Raw genomic sequence first — 21,859 nt, forward strand, 5'->3', positions numbered from 1 at the left:
TGATTCCCTAATGAATAATCCAAAAACAAAGTGTGAAAATAATCAGTGCGGCGCATGACGCGACAAACATCATTTTATTAGTGTGAACAATATCTTGTGGCTCGATGTCTCGGTGATGATCACCAATCCACGGTTTATCGACCATTTCACCAAAATAGCGGTTTGGACCGCCTAAACGAATACCGAGCGACCCAGCAACAGTCGCTTCCGACCAAGCTGAATTAGGGCTTTTATGCTGATAGCGATCACGCCAACCAATGTGCAGCGCATTGCGCCAGTTAAAATTCAGTGCCCAAGCCGCAAATGTTAAGAGCAACCAGCCTAAACGTGCCGGGATAAGATTGAATAAATCGTCCATTTTGGCAGAAACAAAGCCTAACTCGCGGTAACGGTTGTTTTTGTAACCCACCATCGAATCAAGGGTATTAACCGCTTTGTACGCCATGGCAAGCGGCACCCCACCGATAAACAGGTACATCAAAGGCGCAAACACACCATCGACACTGTTTTCCGCCACGGTTTCAACCGTGGCGCGAGTAATTTGCGGCGCTTCCAATTGCGAAGTATCACGACCAACAATGTAAGAGAGCATGATACGACTTTGCCCCAAATCCCCTTGCATCAAAGGCTTCATCACATCCAAAGCGCAATCTTTCAGGCATTTACCCGCCAATACCGTCACTGCCAACCAAAGCTCGACTGCGGATCCCAGTAACCAGTGCCAGTGGAACAGACTAAACAGCAAACCTTGAGTGACCGCGTAACTTCCACCGACAACAATCAGCCATAAAATACCACCAGCGATGTAGAGCCACTGCGGTTTTTCACCTAAGCTGCGCAGCCATTTCTCCATCCAGCTAATGGAATTACCAATCCAACGAATCGGATGCGGCCAATTGGGCGGATCGCCAATCAGCCAATCGAGCATAAACGCAAACCAGATGATGATAAGGCTCATTTTATTGCCTCGTTTATTGGTTTAGTGCGTGAAAGTTGGTTCTCTTTTGCAAGAGCAAACCAGTGCTTAATTAGCTCTGGCTGTTGAGCAAAATGCAGGTGCAGATAGGTCGCTAAAGTATTGCCAACTTGATAACCACCACCCCAACGCGAAATGATTTCGCCATCGCGTTCTTTGGTCATATCGAACACAGGTTCAAGCTCAGTCGTAAACTCTGAATAATGAAATTCGTGACCGCGTAACACTGTTCCTTGCGGACATATCACCGTATTGGTGTTGGCGGTAGCAAAGCAGTAACCAAATCTTTTCAATGACTTGGTCATAGTGCTACGGCCAGGTAGAATCCCCACCATAGGGTGTGTGTCCCCCTTAACATTCCCTTTATTTAGGGTGTGTGTCCCCGTTAATGGATGTGCGGAAAGGTGTGTGTCCCCGTTAGTTTTAGTAGTTTTAGGGTGTGTGTCCTCGTAAGTGGTGAGGCTGTCGCCGAGGTACATCAAGCCGCCGCATTCGGCATAAATGGGGGTGCCTTGTTGATGGAGCGTGCGCAGTGATGCAAGCATGCTGCTATTTTGCGCTAATGCTGCGCCATACGATTCCGGATAACCGCCGCCGATATACACTAAGTCACATTCAGGTACGGCTTCATCATCTAGAGGACTAAAGCGCACTATGGTCGCGCCTTGCTGCTCGAGTAAATCGAGATTGTCTTGGTAATAGAAGTTAAACGCGTTGTCGTGGGCCAGCGCGATAGTTAAACCCGCTCCCGCTTGGTCTGCTTCTTGATCGGACTCTGCATAGGATTCTGGCAATGCATTGAGATCGGGGAAAGCAAATTCGTTGATGTCTGCGCCCTGATCTTCTATCTCACTTAGCGCCAGCAAGGCATCTAAATCGATATGCTCTTCTATCGCCTCTGCAAGAGTTTGCCAATGAGGATCAAATCGTGAAGATTCTTGCGCGGTCAACAACCCTAAATGGCGCTCGGGCAATTCGATTGCTGGCAACTTAGGCAGGCGACCTAAGACGGGTATTTGACAGTATTTTTCCACTGCCGCGCGAATCAAATCTAAGTGAGAATCGGAATTAACGTTATTGAAAATCACCCCTGCGATATTGAGTTCTGGGTCGAAGTGTTGGAACCCCATCACGGTTGCAGCGGCAGAGGTCGACACAGCGCGCCCGTCCACGACTAAAATTACCGGCAAATTCAAATCACGAGCAAGGCCGGCGGTACTGCAGTAATGTGGATCAACGCCATAACCATCGTAAAGGCCCATTACCCCTTCGATGACAGCGATATCTGCTTTACGAGTATGAGAGTAGAAAAGAGAACGCATGGTGTCTGCTGGCAGCATAAAGGCATCCAAATTACGCGATGCCACACCGCTGACACGAGTGTGCCAAGCAGTATCAATATAGTCCGGTCCGACTTTATAAGGTTGCACCGCTAAACCGCGATTGGTTAGCGCCTTTAGCAAACCTAACGTCATGGTCGTTTTTCCACAACCACTGTTTGTACCGGCAATCACAAATGCTTTCATATTCCACCACAAGGTATAAGTTAGTCCTTGATAGGGAGAGTTTTGAAAAACAATCAACACAAAGCCTACCTTGCGGCATGACCTGTTCTGGTTGTTTCCACTCTCTTCCCACCGAAGAAGTTTTGGAATTCATAGTGACTCGTCTTCTGGCTTAGCGTCATTCGCTTTGGCTCCTTCCCGTTTTCTAAAACAGTGGTGTTAGCCAAATTGTCAGCATTACAGCAGCGGGGGCTGCGGAGGATTCTCACCTCGCTTCCGGAGCATCGCTCACACGATGCGCATCTCTATGATAAACAAATAAATAAACGCGCTTACTATACCTCAAGCTTATCCCAAGCGACATGCGCTTTGCGCCACATTCCCTTCATCTTTAATGTAACTAATCCACATCCTAACTAAGCCACATCACGCTAACAGAGAATAACAGCACAAATTTTTGGCTAACTGCAACCAAGATGCTTAATTAAACAGCCAATGAGCTGTATTCGTCTTTGCCATGTTCGTGCTGTTACACAAAATTAAAGTGCTACCATATTAATATTTACCGCTATTCATCCATGATATAGATCAAGATATTTCTGTTTTCTTTCTATCTTTAGTTAATTGGTTAAAATAAATTCTTCTCGGTAAATCAGGCACTTTAAATATTTCTCCACATTGATTATTCCTTCAGCTAAATTGAATTTTATTCATCTATAAATTGAAATAATTTCATTTTTTCGCGCCGCTTTTATATTCTGCTGTTTATTTCTCTATTTATTTTTTCGTAAATCGTTATTAACTGACACATTATTGTCGTGGCTCAAAAAAAGACGCGATCAGCGATGGTACTGTCAAACGCAGATACCAAATAACATCAATAACATAGTGATAGCCAATCGTGAGCAAGGCCGCTCAACGATTTTCCTCACTGAATAAAGAGAAAAGTAAACATGCCAGGAAAAGTATGGCTCGTCGGAGCAGGTCCAGGAGATCCAACCCTTATTACCGTAAAAGGTTTACACTGCATTCGCCAAGCCGATGTCTTGGTCTACGACCGACTTGTGTGTAAAGAACTGCTTGATGAAGCAAACGCTCAGTGTGAATTGATCAATGTGGGCAAAACCCCTAACTTTCATCCTATCCCACAAGAAGAAATCAATAATATCTTGATAAAACATGCACTTCAGGGGCAGAATGTTGTTCGGCTAAAAGGTGGCGACCCATACGTATTTGGTCGCGGTGGTGAAGAGGCAGAAGCGCTAATTCCACATCATATTCCGTTTGAAGTCGTACCGGGCATCACCTCTGCGATTGGTGGATTAGCCTACGCAGGCATTCCTGTAACTCACCGTGATTGTGCCTCTTCTTTTCATGTCATTACCGGACACCGTAAAGAAGGGAAAGATCAGGTGGACTGGTCACAATACGCCAAACTTGATGGCACCTTAGTGGTGTTAATGGGAATGAGCCAGCTAAGTCACATCTGTCAGTCGCTTATTATGTGTGGCAAAGATGCCTCCACCCCGGTTGCCGTGGTTCGCTATGCGTCACGTAAAGAGCAACAAGTGGTGTGCGGTAACTTAGACAGCATCGCCAGCTTGGTGCAAGACGCTGGATTACGCTCTCCAGCCCTGATCGTCATCGGTAAGGTCGCGGAAAAACACACAATTTTGGAATTTACTGCCACGCATCACGAGATACAATCGTTAGTACTTAACCAGTAAGTGGCCTTATAACAACACAACATCAATATCATTTGGGAAGCGCGTATGGCCAAAAGTGGGCAGCACGGTGGAAATGTCATTCAAATGGCACAAGAGCACGGTTTAAACCCGGAGCAGGTCATTGATTTTAGCGCCAATATTAACCCCTTAGGTATGCCACACAGTGTGAAACAAGCCATTATCGAGCAGCTCGATTGTGTTGAACACTACCCAGATATTGATTATCTCAAGTTGCACCAAGCGATCGCAGCCCATCACCAACTGCCCGTACAACAGGTGATTGCGGGCAATGGGGCAACTGAACTGATTTTTCTGTGGGCCAATCACATAAAGCCGAAAAAGGCGCTTCTTGTTGAGCCAAGTTTTGCCGAATACCGCCGCGCCTTAGCGCGCGTCGATTGCGAAATCGTGCAATTTAATTTGCGAGAATCCGAACAGTTTGCATTGACCCCCAAGTTACTCGACGCACTCGACGCCTCCTTAGATGCCTTGTTCTTGTGTACGCCCAATAACCCCACCGGTTTAATGCCAGACCACGATTTATTATTAGCAATCGTCGCCCGTTGCCATGCACTCGATATTGCGCTGTTTATTGATGAATCCTTTATCGATTTTATGGGAGACACGCCAAGCTTAGTGGCTCAACTGGCTGATTATCCAAATCTCGCTATTCTGCGCTCTTTAACTAAGTTCTATGCCATGCCCGGTTTGCGTCTAGGTTATTTGCTTTCTTCGAATGACGCATTGCTTGGCCAGATGCGGGAACAGCGTGAACCATGGACCATTAATGCGCTTGCCGCTTTAGCGGGTGAAGTACTGTTCTCTGATACCCAATTTGTAAAGAACACCCTACACTGGTTAGAGCAAGAGCAGACATTTGTTTGGCAGGAATTAAGTCAACTTTCAGGCATTACGATGTATAGGCCAAGCGCCAATTATCTGTTTTTTAAACATCTTGAGCCAAATAGTCAGCTGCAAGCTCAAATGATGAAACACGGCATATTGATTCGCAGTTGCGCCAATTACCCAACGTTAAATCAACAGTTTTATCGTATTGCAATCAAATCCCGTGCGGCCAATATCCAGCTGATTTCGGCATTAAAAGAGGTATTACATCATGGCTAAAGCAAGTTGCCCCGCTTCCTGTGGTGAATTAATTCAAGGCTGGATTAATGGCAATGAAAAATTGGTTTCCTGCCCAATTAATTGGTTTTCAACGGTTGAGGTCAGTCGAAACCCCGATCTTCCCACCAATACCGGCTTTATGGCACGTAAGGCTTTCAATTTAGCGTTAACGTTTCTTGGTCAGCCAGAAGAAGCCGCGAAAGAACTTTCTATCCATGTTGAAAGTAATATTCCGAAAGCCAAGGGGATGGCAAGCAGCACTGCCGACATCGCAGCAACCTTGATGGCCACAGCCCGTTATTTTAATCGCGAACTCACTGAGGTGGAAATTGGCCATTTGTGCGCCTCATTAGAGCCAACCGACGGAACCATCTTTAATGCCCTAACCCTCTTTGACCATAACCAAGGCGAAGTGATTGAAACCATGGGGACGATTGATCCTATTAATCTGTTGGTATTGGAAAGTTCGATTAGCTTAGAGACGGCGGATTACCACCGCATGCGTCGTTATGAAACCCTACAAGCATCTTCAGACCAACTGGAAAAGGCCCACCGCCTTTTGCGTAATGCCGTGGACGAACAAGACAAAGCATTACTGGGTGAAGCGGCAACTCTGAGCGCCATTGAAAGCCAAAAAGTGCTGCCAAAACCGCTCTTTTACTCCATCTTAGACATGGTAGAACGCCAAGGTTTGTATGGCATTAACCTTGCCCACAGTGGCAGTGTTATCGGTGTTATGTACGATGAATCCCGCCACGATGTGGAAAAAATAGCTCATCAAATTCGCCAAATCGATGTGCTTGGTTTTTACCACACTCAACATCGACAACAGCTCATTCAAGGTGGGGTGCGTTAATCAAAGGTCGTGGTGGTCAACGGCAGACCAACACCTTGAACGCTAAAAAACGCTTTCCCTTCATAGCGCAGCAGCTGAACATGAGTAACGCTCTGGTTGGTAATGTTCAGCACGCTATACCACTTGGGATCTTTCCAATCCACATTGAGAAGGTGTGCCAACACAAAACGGATCATCCCGCCGTGGGTGATCACTATGGTGTCTTCTTGCGCCTGTTCAACCAGATGTTTCCACGCTGCCACTGCACGATAGTAACCTTGGTCTAAAGGTTCCGATTCCGGTATCGGATTGGCTAATGGATCGGCCCAAAAAGCCTCTAGCTCTGCCCAAGCATCCCCTAACTCATCATAAGGAACACCGTCATAAACGCCAAAATCTAGCTCACGCCAGCTCTGATCAACCTGAATATCGAACTGCTCCCGACACAGGCGATCAGCCACATCAAAGCAGCGACGCAGAGGTGAACTCACAATCTTTTTCACCGGACCTGCTTTGATACAAGCCGCCATTTCATCTTGAATATCATCATTCACCAACACATCCGTTGCACCATTTAGCGCGTTGGGTTGTACGGTTTTACCGTGGCGAATCAGATAAAAGTTTAACTTAGTCATGGGGAAACTCCTCGACCGGCCCACCCTTCATTGCCAAAGGTAAACCAGCAGCCATAAAAGTCACGGTATCGGCAACCTTGGCAATCGCCTGATTCATCCAACCCGCATGGTCGACATACAAACGAGTTACTTCACCAAGCGGCACAATGCCTAAACCAACTTCATTGGAGACACAATAGTAAGTCGCAGGACTGCGCGAAAGAGCCAGCACGAGTTGCTTAACTTGCGCATCTATCATCTCAGCCGTTGCGGTATCACCATTGTTGTAGATGATGTTGTTCATCCATAGGGTAAAACAATCAATGAGTACCACATCCTGCACAGAAAACTTTTCAATCAGCGAGACAAGTTCCGTTGGCTCTTCATGATTATGCCACTGTGTTCCACGACGCTCCTGATGCAGTTCAATACGCCGGCGCATTTCATCATCAAAGGCGACAGCCGTCGCAATGTAGTGCAATTGTTTGCTCTGAGATTGAGCTTTACACGCCAGTGCTAACTGCTCGGCATAACTGGATTTGCCACTGCGTGCACCACCCAGTAAAAAATGGACTGTCATCTAAATTCCTTTCAATCAGCCGCTAAAAAGCACGGTGAATCGTGTTAGAAAACCACGAAAAACGTGGCTTAGCTAGGCTGAATATGGTAACAATAAAAACCGTATATTCCCAAACGATCTCTTGCAGATCTTGTTGAATATTCACAGTTTTGTCTAAAATTTCCTACTATTGTGTGTACTTATGTTTCCAGAATTTGAATTTTCATTTCGCATTGAAATTAAGGTCGACAAACCCGTTGTCGTCAGCCAATCTAAAACCCTTGGTAAACGCCAATTAATCCCGATCGCCTCCGGTATTGTGAGCGGCGCTATTGAAGGAAAAGTGCTTCCTGGTGGCATCGATTCACAAATCATCGACTGTGAGGGGTTATGTCATCTTTCGGCACGTTACGCAGTTGAAACCAAAGACGGCGATACCTTCTATATCGAAAATAACGGCATTCGTCGTATCCCAGAGCAATGGCGCGCCCAATTGTTTAGCGACGACATGAGCTTTTTTAACGAGATCCCTAAAGACGAGATCTACTTTAAAACCACGCCAACCTTTGAAGTGTACAGCGACAACCTGAAATGGTTAACCGAATCACTCTTTGTTTGCAGCGCTGCACGCAGTGCAACCGGTGTGTTCCTCGATATGTATCGCGTTAAGTAAGCGGCCAAACTCGTCACCGTTGCTAACAAAAATCGCGCTTATTGCCCTTTACTGGATAAGCAAATTGTACTGACGGGATTATCCACATTTTGGCGAATATGATTCCACATAATGACCATTTTTGTGGATAGTCTTCAATGTTAATCTAGCCCTATTGGTTTCCAGCCCACGCGAACCTAATCCGCTCGCGACAATACAACACGAAATGCTGGAACGGTTTGATTGATAGGAGTAAAGGCAGATGTTAGTCGATGGTAAATGGGTAGAAAACTGGCAACCCGTCCAGAGTAAAGATGAACAGGGTCGCTTCGTGCGCCAAGTTTCTTCATTTCGTCATTGGGTTACCCCCGATGGCAGCGCTGGCCCAACCGGCGAAGCTGGATTTAAAGCTGAATCTGGCCGTTATCGTCTCTATGTGGCGTATATCTGCCCTTGGGCATCGCGCACCCTAATGGCCCGCGCTCTTAAAGGGCTAGAACAACATGTTCCCATTACGGTCGTTAATCCCACGATTACGGATCAAGGCTGGCAATTTGGTGATTACGATCAAGCAGACCAAGATCCCCTATTTAACTCCAGCTACATGCACGAGATTTATACCCGCGCCGATGCCCATTTCACCGGTCGCGCAACCGTCCCTGTTTTGTGGGACACACACACTAACACCATAGTGAATAACGAGAGTGCGGATATCGTGCGCATGTTCAATACCGGTTTTGGTGACTTGGCAAACAACGATTACGATCTCTACCCAGCTGAACTGGCAGAGCAGATCGACGAACTCAACCCGCGTTTGTACCACCAGCTCAATAATGGCGTGTATAAATCGGGCTTTGCATCCACTCAGCTAGCTTACGATGAAGCAGTGCAAGGCGTGTTTGCCATGCTCGATGAATTGGAACAACGACTCGATGGCGATTTTCTGTTTGGAAAGCAGCTAACCGAAACTGACATTCGCGCCTTTGTCACCTTGATTCGTTTTGATTCTGCCTACCACGGCATTTTCAAAACCAACTGGAAACGCATTGCAGACTATCCAAAGCTCTCTGCGTATATGGAAAAAATTTATCAATTGCCGGGCATCGCACAAACGGTCAATATGGATCACATTACGCGCGGCTATTACTCGATTAAGGCGCTCAACCCACTCGGGATTCGCCCGATTGGCCCTGAGCACATCACACGGTTACTCAAATCCGTGCGCGTCTAATCATTGAGATGTCACATTTGTGCTTTAACCCTGTATAGAATCAACGATACAGAATCTACGCCCGTGAATCGCAGATTGACGGGCTTATTAAGGAGAACTCCATGACAAGGGTGATATTTTTACACGGCGTCGGTGCCAACGGCGCCACATTTAACCCATTGATTGAAATGCTAAAACTTGATGAGTTCAACGTTGAAGTGTTTAACCCTGATGCCCCTTACCCATACGATATGTCTGCTTACGGTCGCCAATGGTTTTCTATCAGTGGCGTGACTGAGGAAAATCGCACAGACCGAGTTAATCAAGCTCTGACCAAGTTCAAACAAGTGCTAGAAAGCTATGGACCACTTGAAGACACAATTTTAGTGGGCTTTTCACAAGGTTCGATTATGTCGCTGCATGCAGCCGCTGCAGGCTTTCCCGTCAAAGGGGTTATCGCAATAGCCGGACGTTTATCGGCCCCAGTCGCCCACCGCGACGAATGGCCAGCAATCACCCTTATTCATGACCAAGATGATCCCGTCATTGCCATTGAAAAAGCCCAAGAAACCTATCACTGGCTTGAAGAAGCTGGCGCAAAACCACAAGCGTTTGTATCCAAAGACGTAGGCCACTCCATCGGCAGCTCAATGATTCCGGTGATCCGCAAAGAGATAGAAAAATTGCTTTATGTAGTGGTCAACAAAAATTGGCCACAGTTTTAGAGTTTTCCCAATACAATCGTTCTGATTCATTGGGTGTTAAGCCACCATTGTACTGATGGGGTCTGAGTTGGCTGTAATAACCAATAATATATCTAATGATCTCTTGTTGAGCTTCAGCAAAGCTACGATAACCTGTTACTGGAACCCATTCTGTTTTTAAGCTTCGGAAAAAACGCTCCATGGGTGCATTATCCCAGCAATTTCCTCGTCGTGATAAGCTTTGCTTTATTTGGTAACGCCAGAGCAATTTTCGATAATAGCGGCTCGTATAATGACTTCCTTGGTCACTGTGGAACATGACATTATTAGGCTTTCCGCGAGATTCAAACGCCATTGTCAGTGCCTTACCAGTAAGTTTACTGTCTGGTGATAATGACATTGCCCAGCCAATCGGTTTGCGCGCAAATAAATCGATCACGACTGCTAAGTACATCCAACGGTTACCTGCCCACACATAGGTCACATCACCCACCCATACTTGATTGGGTTCAGTGACTGCAAATTGGCGACCTAAGTGATTGGGGATTTCAACATGCTCTTGTGTTGCCCGTTTATACCGGTGTTTGGGCGATTGACAACTCACTAAGCCAAGTACTTTCATCATTTTGGTCGCACGATAACGACTGAGAGAAACCCCTTTAGTATTCGTGACGATATCAGCAATAGTTCGTGCGCCAGCCGAGCCATTACTGGCCTCATGAGCTTCACGAACCATAGCTTGAAGTTTTACCTGCTCTGGTGACAATTGCTTTGAACGTTTACGCCAATATCGATAACTGCTGCGATGAACATTGAACACCTCGCACAGCTTTTTAACGCAATAGTTCAAGCTAAGCTGTTCGATTATCGAGAATTGTTCAGTGAGTCCGACATCACCAGAGCCGTAGCCTTTTTTAAAATTTCATTGTGTTCTCGAAGACGAGCATTTTCTTTCTTGAGTTCACGAATTTGAATCTGCTCTGGCGTCATTGGAGCAGATTTGGGAGCAACACCATCACGTTCTTGGCGAAGTTGTCGAACCCACTTATCCATGGTGGATTTACCTACGCCCATGGCATCCGCTGCTTCTCGAATGGAATAATTTTGTTCAACAACGAGCAGTGCGGCTTCAAGGCGAAACTCGGGGCTAAAAGTCGGTCTTGTTCGTTTAGTCATATTGTCACCTGTCTATTTATGAGGTGTATCATAACACCTCTTATCAGGTGGCCAAATTCACTATGCCACTACATTAACTTTGCAACATACCCATGATCACTTTCAAGAACACGAACCACATCAGTTAAGTAAGTACGTACCCTAAAATAGGTAAAAAACCTATTTTCAGAGCAGTACAAAACCGTCCTTGTTCAGTAGACGCAGAGCAATAAACTCAAACTCTGCGTCACTCGAATAAATCGGTGTCCACACTAAACGTCATCTGGACGTACGACACGAATCGGCCTTGAACCAATTTTAGCCCCCGTGTTCTCGTCAATAGTGATTGGTACGATTTCCGTCCCTAATTCTCCATCTAAGAAACGAGTTAATTTTCCTACTCCCCTGTGTTTGCGCCCCCAGGCTCCAATAGCAAACAATACCGGGAGGAAATCTCTACCAGCATCAGTCAATACGTACTCCTCGCGAGGTGGATGCTCTGAATAAAGCCGCTTTTCTAACACGCCTTCTTCAGTGAGCAATGCTAACCTGCGAGTCAGAATTGTTGGTGAAATGCCAAGGTTCTTTCTAAATTCATCAAATCGAGTACATCCATCATGGGCATCTCGAAGAATTAAAATACACCACGCATCCCCTGCAAACACTAAGCTGCGGGCAATTGGACATGGCTCAAACTCTATATTTTCTTTGTTCATACTATTTTGATAGTGACTTAGTTTCAAATTGATAGTAACCTTACTACACATTTGATAGTAACACGCATTTTTATAGAATATAAGATGAATAAGGTGATTTATGAGTAAGCATACGTGGGAAAACGTCCCCACTCAGACTGTCAACGTCAATGGAGTGACTTACGCATACAGACAGCTCGGCACCGGTGATGTTCCGGTTATATTTCTTCATCACCTAATGGCTGTACTTGATGATTGGGACCCAGAAATTATCAATGGTATAGCTACCCAACACAAAGTGATCGCATTTGACAATAAAGGGGTTGGTAGTACCGAAGGCGTTACTCCTAATTCGATTGATCAAATGGCTATCGATGCCATTTCTTTTATTCAGGCGCTTGGCTTTAATAAAGTCGACTTACTGGGTTTTTCTATGGGAGGCGGTGTAGCTCAATCAATAGCCTTACAGGCACCTGATCTTGTTCGTCGGATTGTTCTCGCAGGAACAGGCCCTAAAGGCGGCGGAGGTATTGAACGAATAAATAAAGTTGCGATTTCCGCTTACCTAAAAGCGGTGTTAACTCTCAGCGACCCAAGAAACTTTTTGTTTTTTCCAAGAACGAAAGAAGGTCGACGAGCAGCTAAGGCCTATTTAACTAGGTTAAAGCAACGATCATTTAACCGAGATAAACGGATCTCTTGGCAATCACGAATAGCGCAATTACAAGCAATTAAGTCAGCGGGATTAAGTCAACCGGATGATTTATCCAAGATGACTCAACCTGTTTTTATTGCTAATGGCGACAATGATTTAATGGTTGATAGCTCACTCTCTTTAGACCTTGCTAACCGCATACCTAACTCCAAGTTGTCTATATATCCGGACTCTGGCCACGGGGGCGTTTTTCAATACTACGACACATTTTTATCAGAAACCCTAGCGTTTCTCGATAACCAGAATTCAACAACCTCAGTGAAATGACATATGACTAACCACACTATGAAAGCGCTAACTTTTAGCCGATACAGTAAAGTACCAGAATACGCGTTTATGGACGTACCTGTCCCAACATTACAACCCAACGAATTATTGGTAAAAGTACACGCGGCAGGTATAAACCCTATTGATAACATGATCCCAACAGGGATATTTAAAGCAGTATTACACTTTCAGCTCCCAGCAACAGTCGGCAGTGACCTTGCTGGAGAAATTGTCGCTGTCGGTGAAAAAGTAACGGCGTTTAAACCGGGCGATTTTATATTTGCGAGCGTATTTGACTTAGGTATCGGATCGTTAGCTGAATATGCAGCGATACCGGAACATACGGCTTCATTAAAACCTTCAAACCTTGATTTTGTACAAGCCGCATCGGTGCCAATGGTTGCTCTCACATCATGGCAAGCACTGAAAGAGCGCGCCGATATTCAACCGGGACAAAAAGTCTTTATTCCTGCTGGCTCCGGCGGTATCGGTACGTTTGCAATTCAGCTTGCAAAGCACTTTGGTGCTTATGTAGGCACAACGACAAGCTCAAAAAATATCGAGCTAGTTCGCAGCTTAGGCGCAGATACCGTTGTTGACTATAAAAAGGAAGCTTTTGAAGCAACTCTAAAGGACTACGACTTAGCCCTTGGCACGGTTAGAGGCGATACCATTGAAAAATCGGTATCAATTTTAAAGCGTGGAGGAAAACTGGTTTCTTTAGTAGGTCCTTTGGATGAAGCATTTGCCCATGAGCGAAAACTGAATTTTATCTTCAAGTTTCTGTTTAAGTTAATGAGCAGAAAACTCCGTAAGTTATCAGCACAAGGCAATATTTCGTATTCATTTCTTTTCGTAAGGCCGGCTGGGAACATATTAAGTGAAATTGCTCAACTACTCGAAAATAAAACCATCACGCCCGTCGTGGACCAAGTATTCCCCTTTGAACAATCTAAAGAAGCACTAGCCTATCTTGCCAAAGGTCATGCAAAAGGTAAGGTCGTCATCAAAATACGATGACGTCGCCCTCGTTTCAGAGGCCAATCGTGGTGTTGCGCTCTGCAGGTCTCATCGATTCTAAATAATAGCCAGCATAAAGCTGGTTATTTAACTCAATATTGGTTAGTTAGATCACCACAATACTTGAATGGGCCGCGACAACTTGCCAATCGTGGTTATCTTTACGTTGCCAAACTCGTGTAAAGCGAAACATTCCATTTGCAGGCTCACCGGCATAGGTACCAAATAGGGTGACTTTCGCAAATACCATCGCAGCACCCTGCAGTAATTTGACTTGCCGCTCTTGAGTTTCAATCCGAGTAATCTCTAATAATCCCGAGCGATGCGCTTGCAAATCATCTTGTTTGCCAAGGCATTGCCCTAAATGATTGGTAAAAATAAGTTCGTCTGCGAGCAGGTGATCTAATTGTTCGACATTGGAATCGAGCATCGCTTGAGATAAGGCATCTTCTGCTGCTAAAATTTCGTTTTCTGTACTGACTTCCATGCCATCAAACTCCCAATTTATATTCGATCTGCCGGATGATTCACACCATCATTTGTGACAACGTCACCCAAATCAAAAGGGTTTACCCCATCTAAACATCCGATGTTATAACCGTATTCATTGGGGTTAGAACGTCTTTGGTGGTGGGTGTAGATACCACAAACAGAGCAGAAATAGTGTTTCGCTGTATGAGTATTGAATTGATAAAGTGTTAGAAACTCTTCACCTTGCACAATACGAATTGCAGACAAATCTACTGACCCCACAATAGCACCTTTACGCCGACAGATGGAGCAGTCACAACGCCTTGGATTTACAATACCGTTAGGTAATGTGAGTTCTAATACCACGTTGCCACAGTGACAACTCGCTTGGTGCTTTGGCAAAATGGTGGTCTTCCCTACTTTCTTTATCATCATGACATTCCCTATCTATTTGTCGTTAAGCTAACTTATAACCCAAATAGACCACATAGCAACCTCGCGTTTTTCTATAAGCCACCTGTCACGTCAATGTAGTTGGCAGTTGAAAACGTTGACTTATCAGACGCTAGCCAAAAAATCGCTTCGGCGACTTCTTGCGGCTGTCCTCCACGTTGTAATGGAATAACAGATGTTAATCGTTCGATTCGTTCCGGCTCACCACCATCAGCATGCATTTGAGTATAAATAAGTCCCGGACGAACACAGTTGACGCGGATTCCCTCAGAAGCTACTTCCATCGCTAAGCCTTTGGTTAACGTATCTATAGCGCCTTTCGATGCTGCATAATCGATGTACTCTTTTGGCGAACCAGAGCGAGCGGCACCAGAGGAGACATTAACGATTACACCACCATTACCTCCATGGCGCGTCGACATGCGTTTAACCGCCTCACGACTGCACAAAAAATAGCTGGTAACGTTATTGATTAATACTGTGTTAATTCGCTCAGCAGTCATTTCCTCTAACCGCATTTGCTTAAATAAGATACCTGCGTTATTCACCAATACCGATAAGGTTCCAAGCTCTTTGTCTACTGTCTCGAATAAACGTTGAACATCCCCTTCTTGCGATACATCAGCCTGAACGGTAATACATCGACCACCAGCATTTCTTATTTCATCTGCGACTAAACTTGCTGCCTCTAGGTTGGATTTATAATTGATGCAAACTGAATATCCTTGTTGGGCAAACAGTTTTGCTGATGCCGCTCCAATACCTCGACCACCGCCAGTAATCATCACCACTTTTGAGTTTTGCATGAAAGTCCTTTATTTAGAGAAATAAACGCAAGTTTCGTATAAAGAAAGTCGTTTTACCGCGCATCTATCAATCATCATCCATATATTCCCACATCTCATTATCATGTAACCATATTGGATCGGCGTTATTGAGTATAAATTCATCCACTGGTATGCCTTCGACTGTTTCAGGTCGTTTCACTCTTACCTGCTTACCATTGATAAAAACCATTTGATATTTTTTCTGCCGTTCTAATTTGGCCTTGCGCCTAGCAACTTTTTGCGCCTTCGTTAAACTTTTTTTCATTCATTCATTCGGTACTCATTCTACAGCGACTATTTTCAAATTAATCAATATGATAAAGATATTAATAAAAAACCAATATAGATTAACTTGAATTTCTATCATTGTATATTGCGTAGATAAGCAATTAGTACAGCAAAATATAAGGAATGCCTTGTTAAAATGAACGAAAATTCGCCGTTTATTTTCAATATCAGAATAATGAACGTTTGTTGCGCAAACATTGTATAAATGTGTGATGAATACCACTTTTTTATGTACCTATTCTGAATAGTATCAATCAAGTTAATGAAGCCTAGTGTGAGTTAGGCTGAATAAAATATCGATAGAATCGATTGATTACGCTTAATTTATTCATAAAGGAAGTCAAATTCTTATGTGATTCACTTAATCTCATACAATTTGAAAATACAAAAGGAGTTTGTATGAAAGCAGTTAAGCTTCTGCCGTTGGCAGCGCTTATTATGGCTACTTGTGCCCATGCGGCAGATGATAAAGTCTTTAAATTCTCAGACGATGGCGCACCAAGTACCTTTGATCCCGTTCAATCGGGTACGATGTACAGCAATGAAATCGTCACCGCCATTTTTGATACCCTTTACGAATATAAATACCTCAAACGCCCCTATGAAATAGAGCCAAACCTCGCAGAGGGAATGCCTCAGGTTTCTGAAGATGGCCTCACCTACACTATCAAAATTAAGCAAGGCGTTAAGTTTGCTGATGATCCCGCTTTTGCAGATGGTAAAGGCCGTGAAGTTACCGCTCAAGATTTTGTCTATTCCATTGAACGCCATTACGACCCTAAAAATCGCTCCCAAGGGGCTTGGGTATGGGAAGGTAAAATTGCAGGAATGGATGATTGGAAAGCCGCTGGCTCTGATTACTCTAAACCCATTGCAGGTTTAAAAGCGCTGGATAAATACACCATTCAAATCACGCTCACCCATAAATTCCCACAGCTTACCTACACGTTAGCGATGGGCTATGCGGGCGTAGTTCCCCACGAAGCGGTGGAAAAATACGGACGTGAATTTGGCTTACACCCGGTCGGTAGTGGTCCATTTAAAATGGAATCAACCAACAGTACCAAAACCGTGTTAGTGCGTAATGACGCCTATCGCAGTGATATTTTTCACGCCAAAGCAGAAGGTTACGACGCGAAAGTTCATGGCGCTACTGGTATTGCCAAACTAGATGGTAAAGCGATGCCGTTTGTCGATCGCGTGGAAGCAAACTGGATAAAACAATCTTCAGCACGTTGGAACTCCTTTACCAAAGAGAACGAAATCCAAAATACCTCACTGCAAAACGAGCAGTTAGACCAAGTGCTCTCTTCTCGCGACCCGGTGACACTGCGCCCTGAATACGCGGCAAAATACAATTATCGCGTTGCGACCGAAACTGGCATGGTGTTTAACATGTTCAACTTCGATGACGAGTATTTCGGTTTTAACAAAGATCCTAAGATCAATGCGCAAAACAAAGCACTGCGCTGCGCGATTGTCAGTTCATTTAGTTGGCCAAAACGTATTCAGCGTTTTTACCTTGGCTTAGGTCATGCCTATGCTGGTTTTATCGTCCCCGGAACCGATGGTTTTGACCCGAATATGGGCAAAGAAGCGATTGAACAAAACATTGCTAAAGCGAAAAAACTCCTCAAAGAGAACGGTTGGAATGCGAAAAACCTACCGGTGCTTTACTACCCAACCGTATCGGATGTGAAAAGTAAACAGATGTACGAGGAGTTTCGTGGCTACCTAACCAAAATTGGTTATCCAAAAAACAAGATCAAGCTGAAAGCTTACGCGACGTTTGGTGATTTCAATAAAGACATCAAAGAGAGCAAAACTCAAATGGTACCAATGGGTTGGAGCTTGGATTACCCCGATGCAGAAAATACGCTGCAACTCTTCTACGGTCCAAACCGTTCACCCGGTGCGAACAGCGCCAACTACAGCAATCCTGAGTACGACAAAATCTTTAAGCAAGCTTCGGTTATGCAGCCAAGTCCAGAACGTACTGAGCTATATAAACAGCTAAATAAAATGCTGGTTGATGATTGTGTTGGTGTGGGTAGCTTCTCTCGCACACGTGTCGCTCTGTGGCATAAAGACGCCATCATGTGGCCTGAAGCGAGCATTTTAGGTAACTATTTCAAATACGTAGACGTGCAATAGGACGGTGCCAAAGGCATGGATACATTGAAATACTGCATGCGGAAGCTGGTTTACAGCCTTCCGCTGCTTTTCGGAGTCACTCTGATTAGCTTTGTTCTGATGGTCTATTTTGGCCCAGATAAAACATTCGATCTGCTAGGACGCAATCCAACTGTACAGGAAATCGCCAACGTACGGCATCAACTTGGCTACGACCTGCCATTTTGGACCCGTTATCTGAACTACCTAAAAGAAGTGGTAACGTTCAACTTTGGTTATTCCGATTCCAGCGGTGAACAAGTCATGACCATCTTAGGACGCACGATTCCCATTTCGCTCATCCTTGGTTTGCCCGGCTTTGTGATTGGGCATTTGATCAGTATCGTATTGGGCTTGGTCGCCGCACAAAATCGAGGACATTGGATCGATAAAGTCGTGATGTCATCTTCTGTGGTTGGAATGAGCATTTCTTACATCATTGTGATCATCGCCATTCAACTTATCTTCTGCTCTAGCTATGGGTTGAATTGGTTTCCGGTCTATGGCTGGGAAGTGCACGATGTAAGCAGCTATCTCTACTACGTCACCGTACCGACCCTGTGCACGATTTTCGTGTCCGTCGGTTACACCACTCGATTTTATCGCGCCATTTTGGTGGAAGAAATGAATCGCGACCACATTCGCACCGCGAAAGCGTTTGGGCATTCGCCAATGAGAATTTTGGTCAAACATGTATTAAAGAATGCGCTGATTCCAATTATTACGCGCATCATTTTTTCGATTCCTTTTGTATTGGTCGGAGGATCACTGCTATTAGAAAGCTATTTTGGCATTCCAGGAATCGGATTAGTCACCTACAACGCGATTACTACTGGCGATTTACCGGTATTAAAAGCAGTCATTGTTTTAATTACATTGCTTTATATCGTGGTCGTTAGCACTGTAGATGTTATCTACAAACTCGTTGATCCGCGTATTTCACTGCAATAAGGATATGAGTGGAGGTCATTATGACGGATGTTATTACTCAAGTATCAATGGATGTACCATTAAAACGGGAATCACTTTGGACCAAAGCGTTTTGCAAATTTCGCCAAGACAAAATCGGCATGTTAAGCCTATTTGTCGTAGGCCTATTTTTGTTAATTGCTCTACTGGTATGGTTAGGCGTCATCGGACAGCAATGGGATGAATTGCTTGCCCCCGGACAAAGTGGGCCGAGCGCACAATATTGGTTTGGAACAACCATTAATGGTCAAGACATTCTTGATCGCACCCTATACAGCACCAAAACCGCCTTTCAGGTCGGCTTGATCGTTGCGCTGTTCTCGATCCTGTTCGGGGCGATTGGCGGCGCACTAATGGGTTTTTATTCAAACACTTGGTTAGATGAAGCCATTTTGTGGCTCATGAACAGCATTGACTGTGTGCCCTATTTTCTGCTGGTGGCTGCTATTGCTGTGGCGCTGAAGGAGAATCCTTATGCGATGCACATCGCGATGATCATGGCGTTTTGGACCAGCACAGCGCGCGTGATTCGCGGCGAAGTGATTAAATTAAAAAACATGGAGTTTACTGAGGCAGCGCACTCTCTTGGGGTGCCTACTTATCGCATCATCTTCAAACACCTATTGCCTAACACCATCCATATTTTGCTGGTGGACTTAACATTGCTGTTTATTACCGCGATCAAAAGTGAAGTTATTTTAAGCTTCTTGGGACTGGGCGTGAAAGACAGCATCAGTTGGGGCGTTATGATTGCTGAAGCGAGTACCGAAGTGAGCGCGGGTCATTTCTGTAACTTCTTCGCCGCTTCCGTTCCTTTGTTTGTTCTTGTGTTGGCGTTCAACATGTTCTCCGATTCGCTGCAAGATGCGCTTGATCCGCGCAAGGTGGCGTAACGATGACAGAAGCTAAGTTAACACCATTACTCTCAGTACGCGATTTGGCGGTTGAGTTTCGCACCGACAAAGGCCCAGCTCGTGCCATTAATGGGGTCAGTTTTGATGTTTACCCGGGAGAAACCTTAGCCATTGTTGGTGAATCTGGCTGCGGTAAATCAGTCAGCTCACTGGCGATTATGGGCTTAATCCCTTCTCCGCCGGGCAAAATTGTCGCTGGCAGTATTCGCTACCAAGGCCAAGAGCTGGTCGGGTTGAATGAAAAAGCCTACCGCCGTTTGCGTGGCAGCCAAATTTCGATGATCTTTCAAGAGCCGATGACCGCCCTCAATCCGGTGCTCAAAATTAGCACCCAAATGATTGATGTGATTCGTAATCACCAATCTTTGAGTCGTAAAGAAGCCAAACAACACGCTATCGAGATGCTAAGCAAAGTGGGGATTCCTGCTCCTGAAAAACGCATTGATGATTATCCGCATCAGCTCTCTGGCGGGATGCGACAAAGGGTCATGATTGCCATGGCGCTCTCTTGTCATCCCTCACTATTGCTTGCCGACGAACCGACAACCGCCTTAGATGTGACGATTCAAGCACAGGTAATGCGCGAAATGGTACGCCTTAAACAAGAGCTGGAAATGGCGATGATTTTAGTGACGCACGACTTGGGTGTCGTCGCGGAATCTTGCGATCGCGTGGTGGTGATGTACTGCGGCGAAGTGGTAGAGCAAGGCACAGTAGACGCCATTTTTGCTAACCCACAGCATCCGTATACTCGCGGTTTACTCGAGTCAGTACCTAAAGTGCGTGAACATAAAATTCGCCGGCTGCCGACCATCGAAGGTATGGTGCCAGACCTTTTCCACCTTCCCCAAGGGTGTCGTTTCGCTGATCGCTGCGCTTTGGCTTCGACCCAATGCCACCAGCACAGCCCCGAACTGGAAAACATTTCCGCGTTAACGGCCTCAAACACGCCAGCAGTAGAACACCGTGCCGCTTGTTTTCACCTTGATAAGGAGCCAGCATAATGAGTCCCGATGTATTAGTGGAAGTCAAAGGCTTACGCAAAACCTTTGCCGTCAAACAATCTGGCTTTTTTGGACGTAAAGATCTGCTGTGTAAAGCGGTCGATGATGTCAGTTTTACTATTCGCAAAGGTCAAACACTTGGCTTAGTGGGAGAATCTGGGTGTGGCAAATCAACCTTAGGTCGCTGCTTGCTGCGCCTGATTGAGCCAAGCGATGGCACTATTGTGATCGATGGCGAAGCGGTTGATAGCTTAAATAAAAAAGGCTTAAAGGCGATGCGCAAAGACATGCAAATGATCTTTCAAGATCCGTTTGCCTCGTTAAGCCCGCGCATGACCATTCACGATATATTACGTGAGCCTTTGGATATTCACCGCATCGGCACCATTGATGAGCGTGAAGCCAAAATTGCCGAAGTAATGGCGATTGTGGGTTTAAGACCACAAGCGTTAAACCGTTACCCGCACGAGTTTTCTGGTGGGCAACGTCAACGTATCGGCATTGCGCGCGCGTTGATGCTTGAGCCTAAATTCATTGTCGCCGATGAGCCGGTTTCGGCACTCGATGTGTCAGTGCAAGCACAAGTGCTTAACTTAATTGCAGAACTGCAAGAAACCAAAGGCATTTCGTTTCTGTTTATTGCTCATGATTTGGCCGTGGTGCAGCATATTTGTGATGAAGTTGGAGTGATGTACTTAGGGCGTTTAGTGGAACGAGCCAGTGCCGAAGAGCTGTATCGCAATCCCAAACACCCCTACACGCAGGCATTACTCGCATCTATCCCGGTTCCCGATCCAACCTTGCGTAAAGATAAAGAACCGCTGCAAGGGGATGTACCGTCGCCACTAGCACCACCGAGTGGCTGCACGTTTCGTACCCGTTGCCCTCATGCTAGTGAACAGTGTGCCAAAACCGCACCAAGTACCGTTGACCTTAGTCACTCAAACGACGAACCGCATTGGGTGGCTTGCCATCTGTACCAGCAAACCACCAGCTGAATGT

Annotated in this window: 23 protein-coding genes and 1 riboswitch; of the genes, 13 read left to right on the top strand and 10 right to left on the bottom strand. The window is 45.4% G+C overall.

The features are described 5' to 3' along the window. Positions 1–7 precede the first annotated feature (7 nt). Both cbiB and JCM16456_RS19790 read right to left on the bottom strand, forming a co-directional pair. Entirely contained in the window at positions 8–958 is a 951-nt protein-coding gene (gene cbiB / locus JCM16456_RS24020) for an adenosylcobinamide-phosphate synthase CbiB (RefSeq protein WP_068717737.1), read from the bottom strand. Then, on the bottom strand, positions 955–2,562 hold the full coding sequence (locus JCM16456_RS19790; protein ID WP_197655222.1) for a cobyrinate a,c-diamide synthase: 1,608 nt from the start codon (positions 2,560–2,562) through the stop codon (positions 955–957). The genes cbiB and JCM16456_RS19790 overlap by 4 nt, the downstream gene beginning before the upstream one ends. Before the next feature lie 59 nt (positions 2,563–2,621). Continuing rightward, a riboswitch (cobalamin riboswitch) is annotated at positions 2,622–2,803 on the bottom strand. A gap of 631 nt (positions 2,804–3,434) precedes the next feature. On the opposite strand from JCM16456_RS19790, the gene cobA reads away from it, so the two are divergent. From cobA to JCM16456_RS19805, 3 genes are read left to right on the top strand one after another with little or no spacing between them, the layout of a single operon-like run. After that, positions 3,435–4,208, top strand: coding sequence for a uroporphyrinogen-III C-methyltransferase (gene cobA, locus JCM16456_RS19795; RefSeq protein WP_068717739.1), 774 nt, complete (start codon positions 3,435–3,437; stop codon positions 4,206–4,208). Positions 4,209–4,253: 45 nt separating this feature from the next. After that, positions 4,254–5,333 (top strand): threonine-phosphate decarboxylase CobD, encoded by a 1,080-nt coding sequence (gene cobD, locus JCM16456_RS19800; RefSeq protein WP_068717741.1) that lies wholly within the window; start codon positions 4,254–4,256, stop codon positions 5,331–5,333. Then, a complete protein-coding gene (locus JCM16456_RS19805; RefSeq protein WP_068717743.1) occupies positions 5,326–6,189 on the top strand; it encodes a GHMP family kinase ATP-binding protein in 864 nt (287 codons plus the stop codon). Before cobD ends, JCM16456_RS19805 begins: the two co-directional genes overlap by 8 nt. Here JCM16456_RS19805 and JCM16456_RS19810 read toward each other — a convergent pair. Together JCM16456_RS19810 and cobU are read right to left on the bottom strand one after the other, a co-directional pair. Next, positions 6,186–6,803 (bottom strand): histidine phosphatase family protein, encoded by a 618-nt coding sequence (locus JCM16456_RS19810; RefSeq protein WP_068717745.1) that lies wholly within the window; start codon positions 6,801–6,803, stop codon positions 6,186–6,188. The genes JCM16456_RS19805 and JCM16456_RS19810 overlap by 4 nt on opposite strands. Next, a complete protein-coding gene (gene cobU / locus JCM16456_RS19815; protein WP_068717747.1) occupies positions 6,796–7,362 on the bottom strand; it encodes a bifunctional adenosylcobinamide kinase/adenosylcobinamide-phosphate guanylyltransferase in 567 nt (188 codons plus the stop codon). The genes JCM16456_RS19810 and cobU overlap by 8 nt, the downstream gene beginning before the upstream one ends. A 181-nt stretch (positions 7,363–7,543) precedes the next feature. On the opposite strand from cobU, the gene JCM16456_RS19820 reads away from it, so the two are divergent. The 3 genes from JCM16456_RS19820 (at position 7,544) to JCM16456_RS19830 (ending at position 9,928) form a co-directional block, all read left to right on the top strand. Next, on the top strand, positions 7,544–8,014 hold the full coding sequence (locus JCM16456_RS19820) for a DUF3237 domain-containing protein (protein ID WP_068717749.1): 471 nt from the start codon (positions 7,544–7,546) through the stop codon (positions 8,012–8,014). A 241-nt stretch (positions 8,015–8,255) separates the two neighbouring features. After that, entirely contained in the window at positions 8,256–9,224 is a 969-nt protein-coding gene (locus JCM16456_RS19825; RefSeq protein WP_068717751.1) for a glutathione S-transferase family protein, read from the top strand. 101 nt (positions 9,225–9,325) lie between these two features. Next, entirely contained in the window at positions 9,326–9,928 is a 603-nt protein-coding gene (locus JCM16456_RS19830; RefSeq protein WP_068717752.1) for an alpha/beta hydrolase, read from the top strand. Here the strand turns inward: JCM16456_RS19830 and JCM16456_RS19835 are convergent. Then, a protein-coding gene (locus JCM16456_RS19835; RefSeq protein ID WP_408068373.1) for an IS3 family transposase occupies positions 9,903–11,083 on the bottom strand; the annotation gives its coding sequence in 2 pieces (ribosomal slippage) (positions 9,903–10,816 and positions 10,816–11,083; 1,182 coding nt in all). The genes JCM16456_RS19830 and JCM16456_RS19835 overlap by 26 nt on opposite strands. Positions 11,084–11,334: 251 nt before the next feature. Further along, entirely contained in the window at positions 11,335–11,778 is a 444-nt protein-coding gene (locus tag JCM16456_RS19845) for a winged helix-turn-helix transcriptional regulator (protein WP_068719071.1), read from the bottom strand. Between the two features lie 100 nt (positions 11,779–11,878). Here JCM16456_RS19845 and JCM16456_RS19850 point away from each other — a divergent pair, with 100 nt between their 5' ends. Continuing rightward, positions 11,879–12,739: an alpha/beta fold hydrolase gene (locus JCM16456_RS19850; RefSeq protein ID WP_068717755.1), complete on the top strand. Its 861-nt coding sequence runs from the start codon at positions 11,879–11,881 to the stop codon at positions 12,737–12,739. Positions 12,740–12,742: 3 nt separating this feature from the next. After that, positions 12,743–13,759 carry an NADP-dependent oxidoreductase gene (locus JCM16456_RS19855; RefSeq protein WP_068717757.1) on the top strand — a complete coding sequence of 339 codons (1,017 nt, stop codon included), beginning with the start codon at positions 12,743–12,745 and terminating at the stop codon, positions 13,757–13,759. Positions 13,760–13,865: 106 nt separating this feature from the next. Here the strand turns inward: JCM16456_RS19855 and JCM16456_RS19860 are convergent, their stop codons facing one another. The 4 genes from JCM16456_RS19860 to JCM16456_RS19875 all read right to left on the bottom strand — a co-directional run bounded on the left by JCM16456_RS19860 (position 13,866) and on the right by JCM16456_RS19875 (position 15,775). After that, the gene (locus tag JCM16456_RS19860; RefSeq protein WP_068717759.1) at positions 13,866–14,246 is read right to left on the bottom strand and encodes a nuclear transport factor 2 family protein; all 381 of its coding nucleotides are present in this window, start codon (positions 14,244–14,246) and stop codon (positions 13,866–13,868) included. A gap of 17 nt (positions 14,247–14,263) precedes the next feature. Continuing rightward, on the bottom strand, positions 14,264–14,662 hold the full coding sequence (locus JCM16456_RS19865) for a GFA family protein (RefSeq protein ID WP_068717761.1): 399 nt from the start codon (positions 14,660–14,662) through the stop codon (positions 14,264–14,266). 74 nt (positions 14,663–14,736) lie between these two features. Continuing rightward, the gene (locus JCM16456_RS19870; RefSeq protein WP_068717762.1) at positions 14,737–15,489 is read right to left on the bottom strand and encodes an SDR family oxidoreductase; all 753 of its coding nucleotides are present in this window, start codon (positions 15,487–15,489) and stop codon (positions 14,737–14,739) included. A 67-nt stretch (positions 15,490–15,556) separates the two neighbouring features. Further along, entirely contained in the window at positions 15,557–15,775 is a 219-nt protein-coding gene (locus JCM16456_RS19875) for a hypothetical protein (RefSeq protein WP_068717764.1), read from the bottom strand. 422 nt (positions 15,776–16,197) lie between these two features. Here JCM16456_RS19875 and JCM16456_RS19880 point away from each other — a divergent pair, with 422 nt between their 5' ends. Genes JCM16456_RS19880 through JCM16456_RS19900 form a run of 5 tightly spaced genes read left to right on the top strand, consistent with a single transcriptional unit; the run spans position 16,198 to position 21,855 of the window. Beyond that, entirely contained in the window at positions 16,198–17,952 is a 1,755-nt protein-coding gene (locus tag JCM16456_RS19880) for an ABC transporter substrate-binding protein (protein WP_068717766.1), read from the top strand. Between the two features lie 15 nt (positions 17,953–17,967). Continuing rightward, positions 17,968–18,921: an ABC transporter permease gene (locus JCM16456_RS19885; protein ID WP_082712393.1), complete on the top strand. Its 954-nt coding sequence runs from the start codon at positions 17,968–17,970 to the stop codon at positions 18,919–18,921. Between the two features lie 20 nt (positions 18,922–18,941). After that, complete coding sequence (locus JCM16456_RS19890) at positions 18,942–19,832, top strand: ABC transporter permease (protein WP_068717770.1); 891 nt, start codon at positions 18,942–18,944, stop codon at positions 19,830–19,832. Between the two features lie 2 nt (positions 19,833–19,834). Continuing rightward, positions 19,835–20,857, top strand: coding sequence for an ABC transporter ATP-binding protein (locus JCM16456_RS19895; protein ID WP_082712394.1), 1,023 nt, complete (start codon positions 19,835–19,837; stop codon positions 20,855–20,857). Further along, the gene (locus JCM16456_RS19900) at positions 20,857–21,855 is read left to right on the top strand and encodes an ABC transporter ATP-binding protein (RefSeq protein ID WP_068717771.1); all 999 of its coding nucleotides are present in this window, start codon (positions 20,857–20,859) and stop codon (positions 21,853–21,855) included. Before JCM16456_RS19895 ends, JCM16456_RS19900 begins: the two co-directional genes overlap by 1 nt. Positions 21,856–21,859 lie beyond the last annotated feature (4 nt).

The sequence above is a fragment of the Vibrio tritonius genome (assembly GCF_001547935.1).
Classification (GTDB): domain Bacteria; phylum Pseudomonadota; class Gammaproteobacteria; order Enterobacterales; family Vibrionaceae; genus Vibrio; species Vibrio tritonius.

Coding starts and splice junctions, on each gene's coding strand:
- cbiB (WP_068717737.1), bottom strand. CDS start 958: ATGAGCCTTATCATCATCTGGTTTGCGTTTATGCTCGATTGGCTGATT.
- cobA (WP_068717739.1), top strand. CDS start 3,435: ATGCCAGGAAAAGTATGGCTCGTCGGAGCAGGTCCAGGAGATCCAACC.
- cobD (WP_068717741.1), top strand. CDS start 4,254: ATGGCCAAAAGTGGGCAGCACGGTGGAAATGTCATTCAAATGGCACAA.
- JCM16456_RS19805 (WP_068717743.1), top strand. CDS start 5,326: ATGGCTAAAGCAAGTTGCCCCGCTTCCTGTGGTGAATTAATTCAAGGC.
- JCM16456_RS19810 (WP_068717745.1), bottom strand. CDS start 6,803: ATGACTAAGTTAAACTTTTATCTGATTCGCCACGGTAAAACCGTACAA.
- cobU (WP_068717747.1), bottom strand. CDS start 7,362: ATGACAGTCCATTTTTTACTGGGTGGTGCACGCAGTGGCAAATCCAGT.
- JCM16456_RS19820 (WP_068717749.1), top strand. CDS start 7,544: ATGTTTCCAGAATTTGAATTTTCATTTCGCATTGAAATTAAGGTCGAC.
- JCM16456_RS19825 (WP_068717751.1), top strand. CDS start 8,256: ATGTTAGTCGATGGTAAATGGGTAGAAAACTGGCAACCCGTCCAGAGT.
- JCM16456_RS19830 (WP_068717752.1), top strand. CDS start 9,326: ATGACAAGGGTGATATTTTTACACGGCGTCGGTGCCAACGGCGCCACA.
- JCM16456_RS19845 (WP_068719071.1), bottom strand. CDS start 11,778: ATGAACAAAGAAAATATAGAGTTTGAGCCATGTCCAATTGCCCGCAGC.
- JCM16456_RS19850 (WP_068717755.1), top strand. CDS start 11,879: ATGAGTAAGCATACGTGGGAAAACGTCCCCACTCAGACTGTCAACGTC.
- JCM16456_RS19855 (WP_068717757.1), top strand. CDS start 12,743: ATGACTAACCACACTATGAAAGCGCTAACTTTTAGCCGATACAGTAAA.
- JCM16456_RS19860 (WP_068717759.1), bottom strand. CDS start 14,246: ATGGAAGTCAGTACAGAAAACGAAATTTTAGCAGCAGAAGATGCCTTA.
- JCM16456_RS19865 (WP_068717761.1), bottom strand. CDS start 14,662: ATGATAAAGAAAGTAGGGAAGACCACCATTTTGCCAAAGCACCAAGCG.
- JCM16456_RS19870 (WP_068717762.1), bottom strand. CDS start 15,489: ATGCAAAACTCAAAAGTGGTGATGATTACTGGCGGTGGTCGAGGTATT.
- JCM16456_RS19875 (WP_068717764.1), bottom strand. CDS start 15,775: ATGAAAAAAAGTTTAACGAAGGCGCAAAAAGTTGCTAGGCGCAAGGCC.
- JCM16456_RS19880 (WP_068717766.1), top strand. CDS start 16,198: ATGAAAGCAGTTAAGCTTCTGCCGTTGGCAGCGCTTATTATGGCTACT.
- JCM16456_RS19885 (WP_082712393.1), top strand. CDS start 17,968: ATGGATACATTGAAATACTGCATGCGGAAGCTGGTTTACAGCCTTCCG.
- JCM16456_RS19890 (WP_068717770.1), top strand. CDS start 18,942: ATGACGGATGTTATTACTCAAGTATCAATGGATGTACCATTAAAACGG.
- JCM16456_RS19895 (WP_082712394.1), top strand. CDS start 19,835: ATGACAGAAGCTAAGTTAACACCATTACTCTCAGTACGCGATTTGGCG.
- JCM16456_RS19900 (WP_068717771.1), top strand. CDS start 20,857: ATGAGTCCCGATGTATTAGTGGAAGTCAAAGGCTTACGCAAAACCTTT.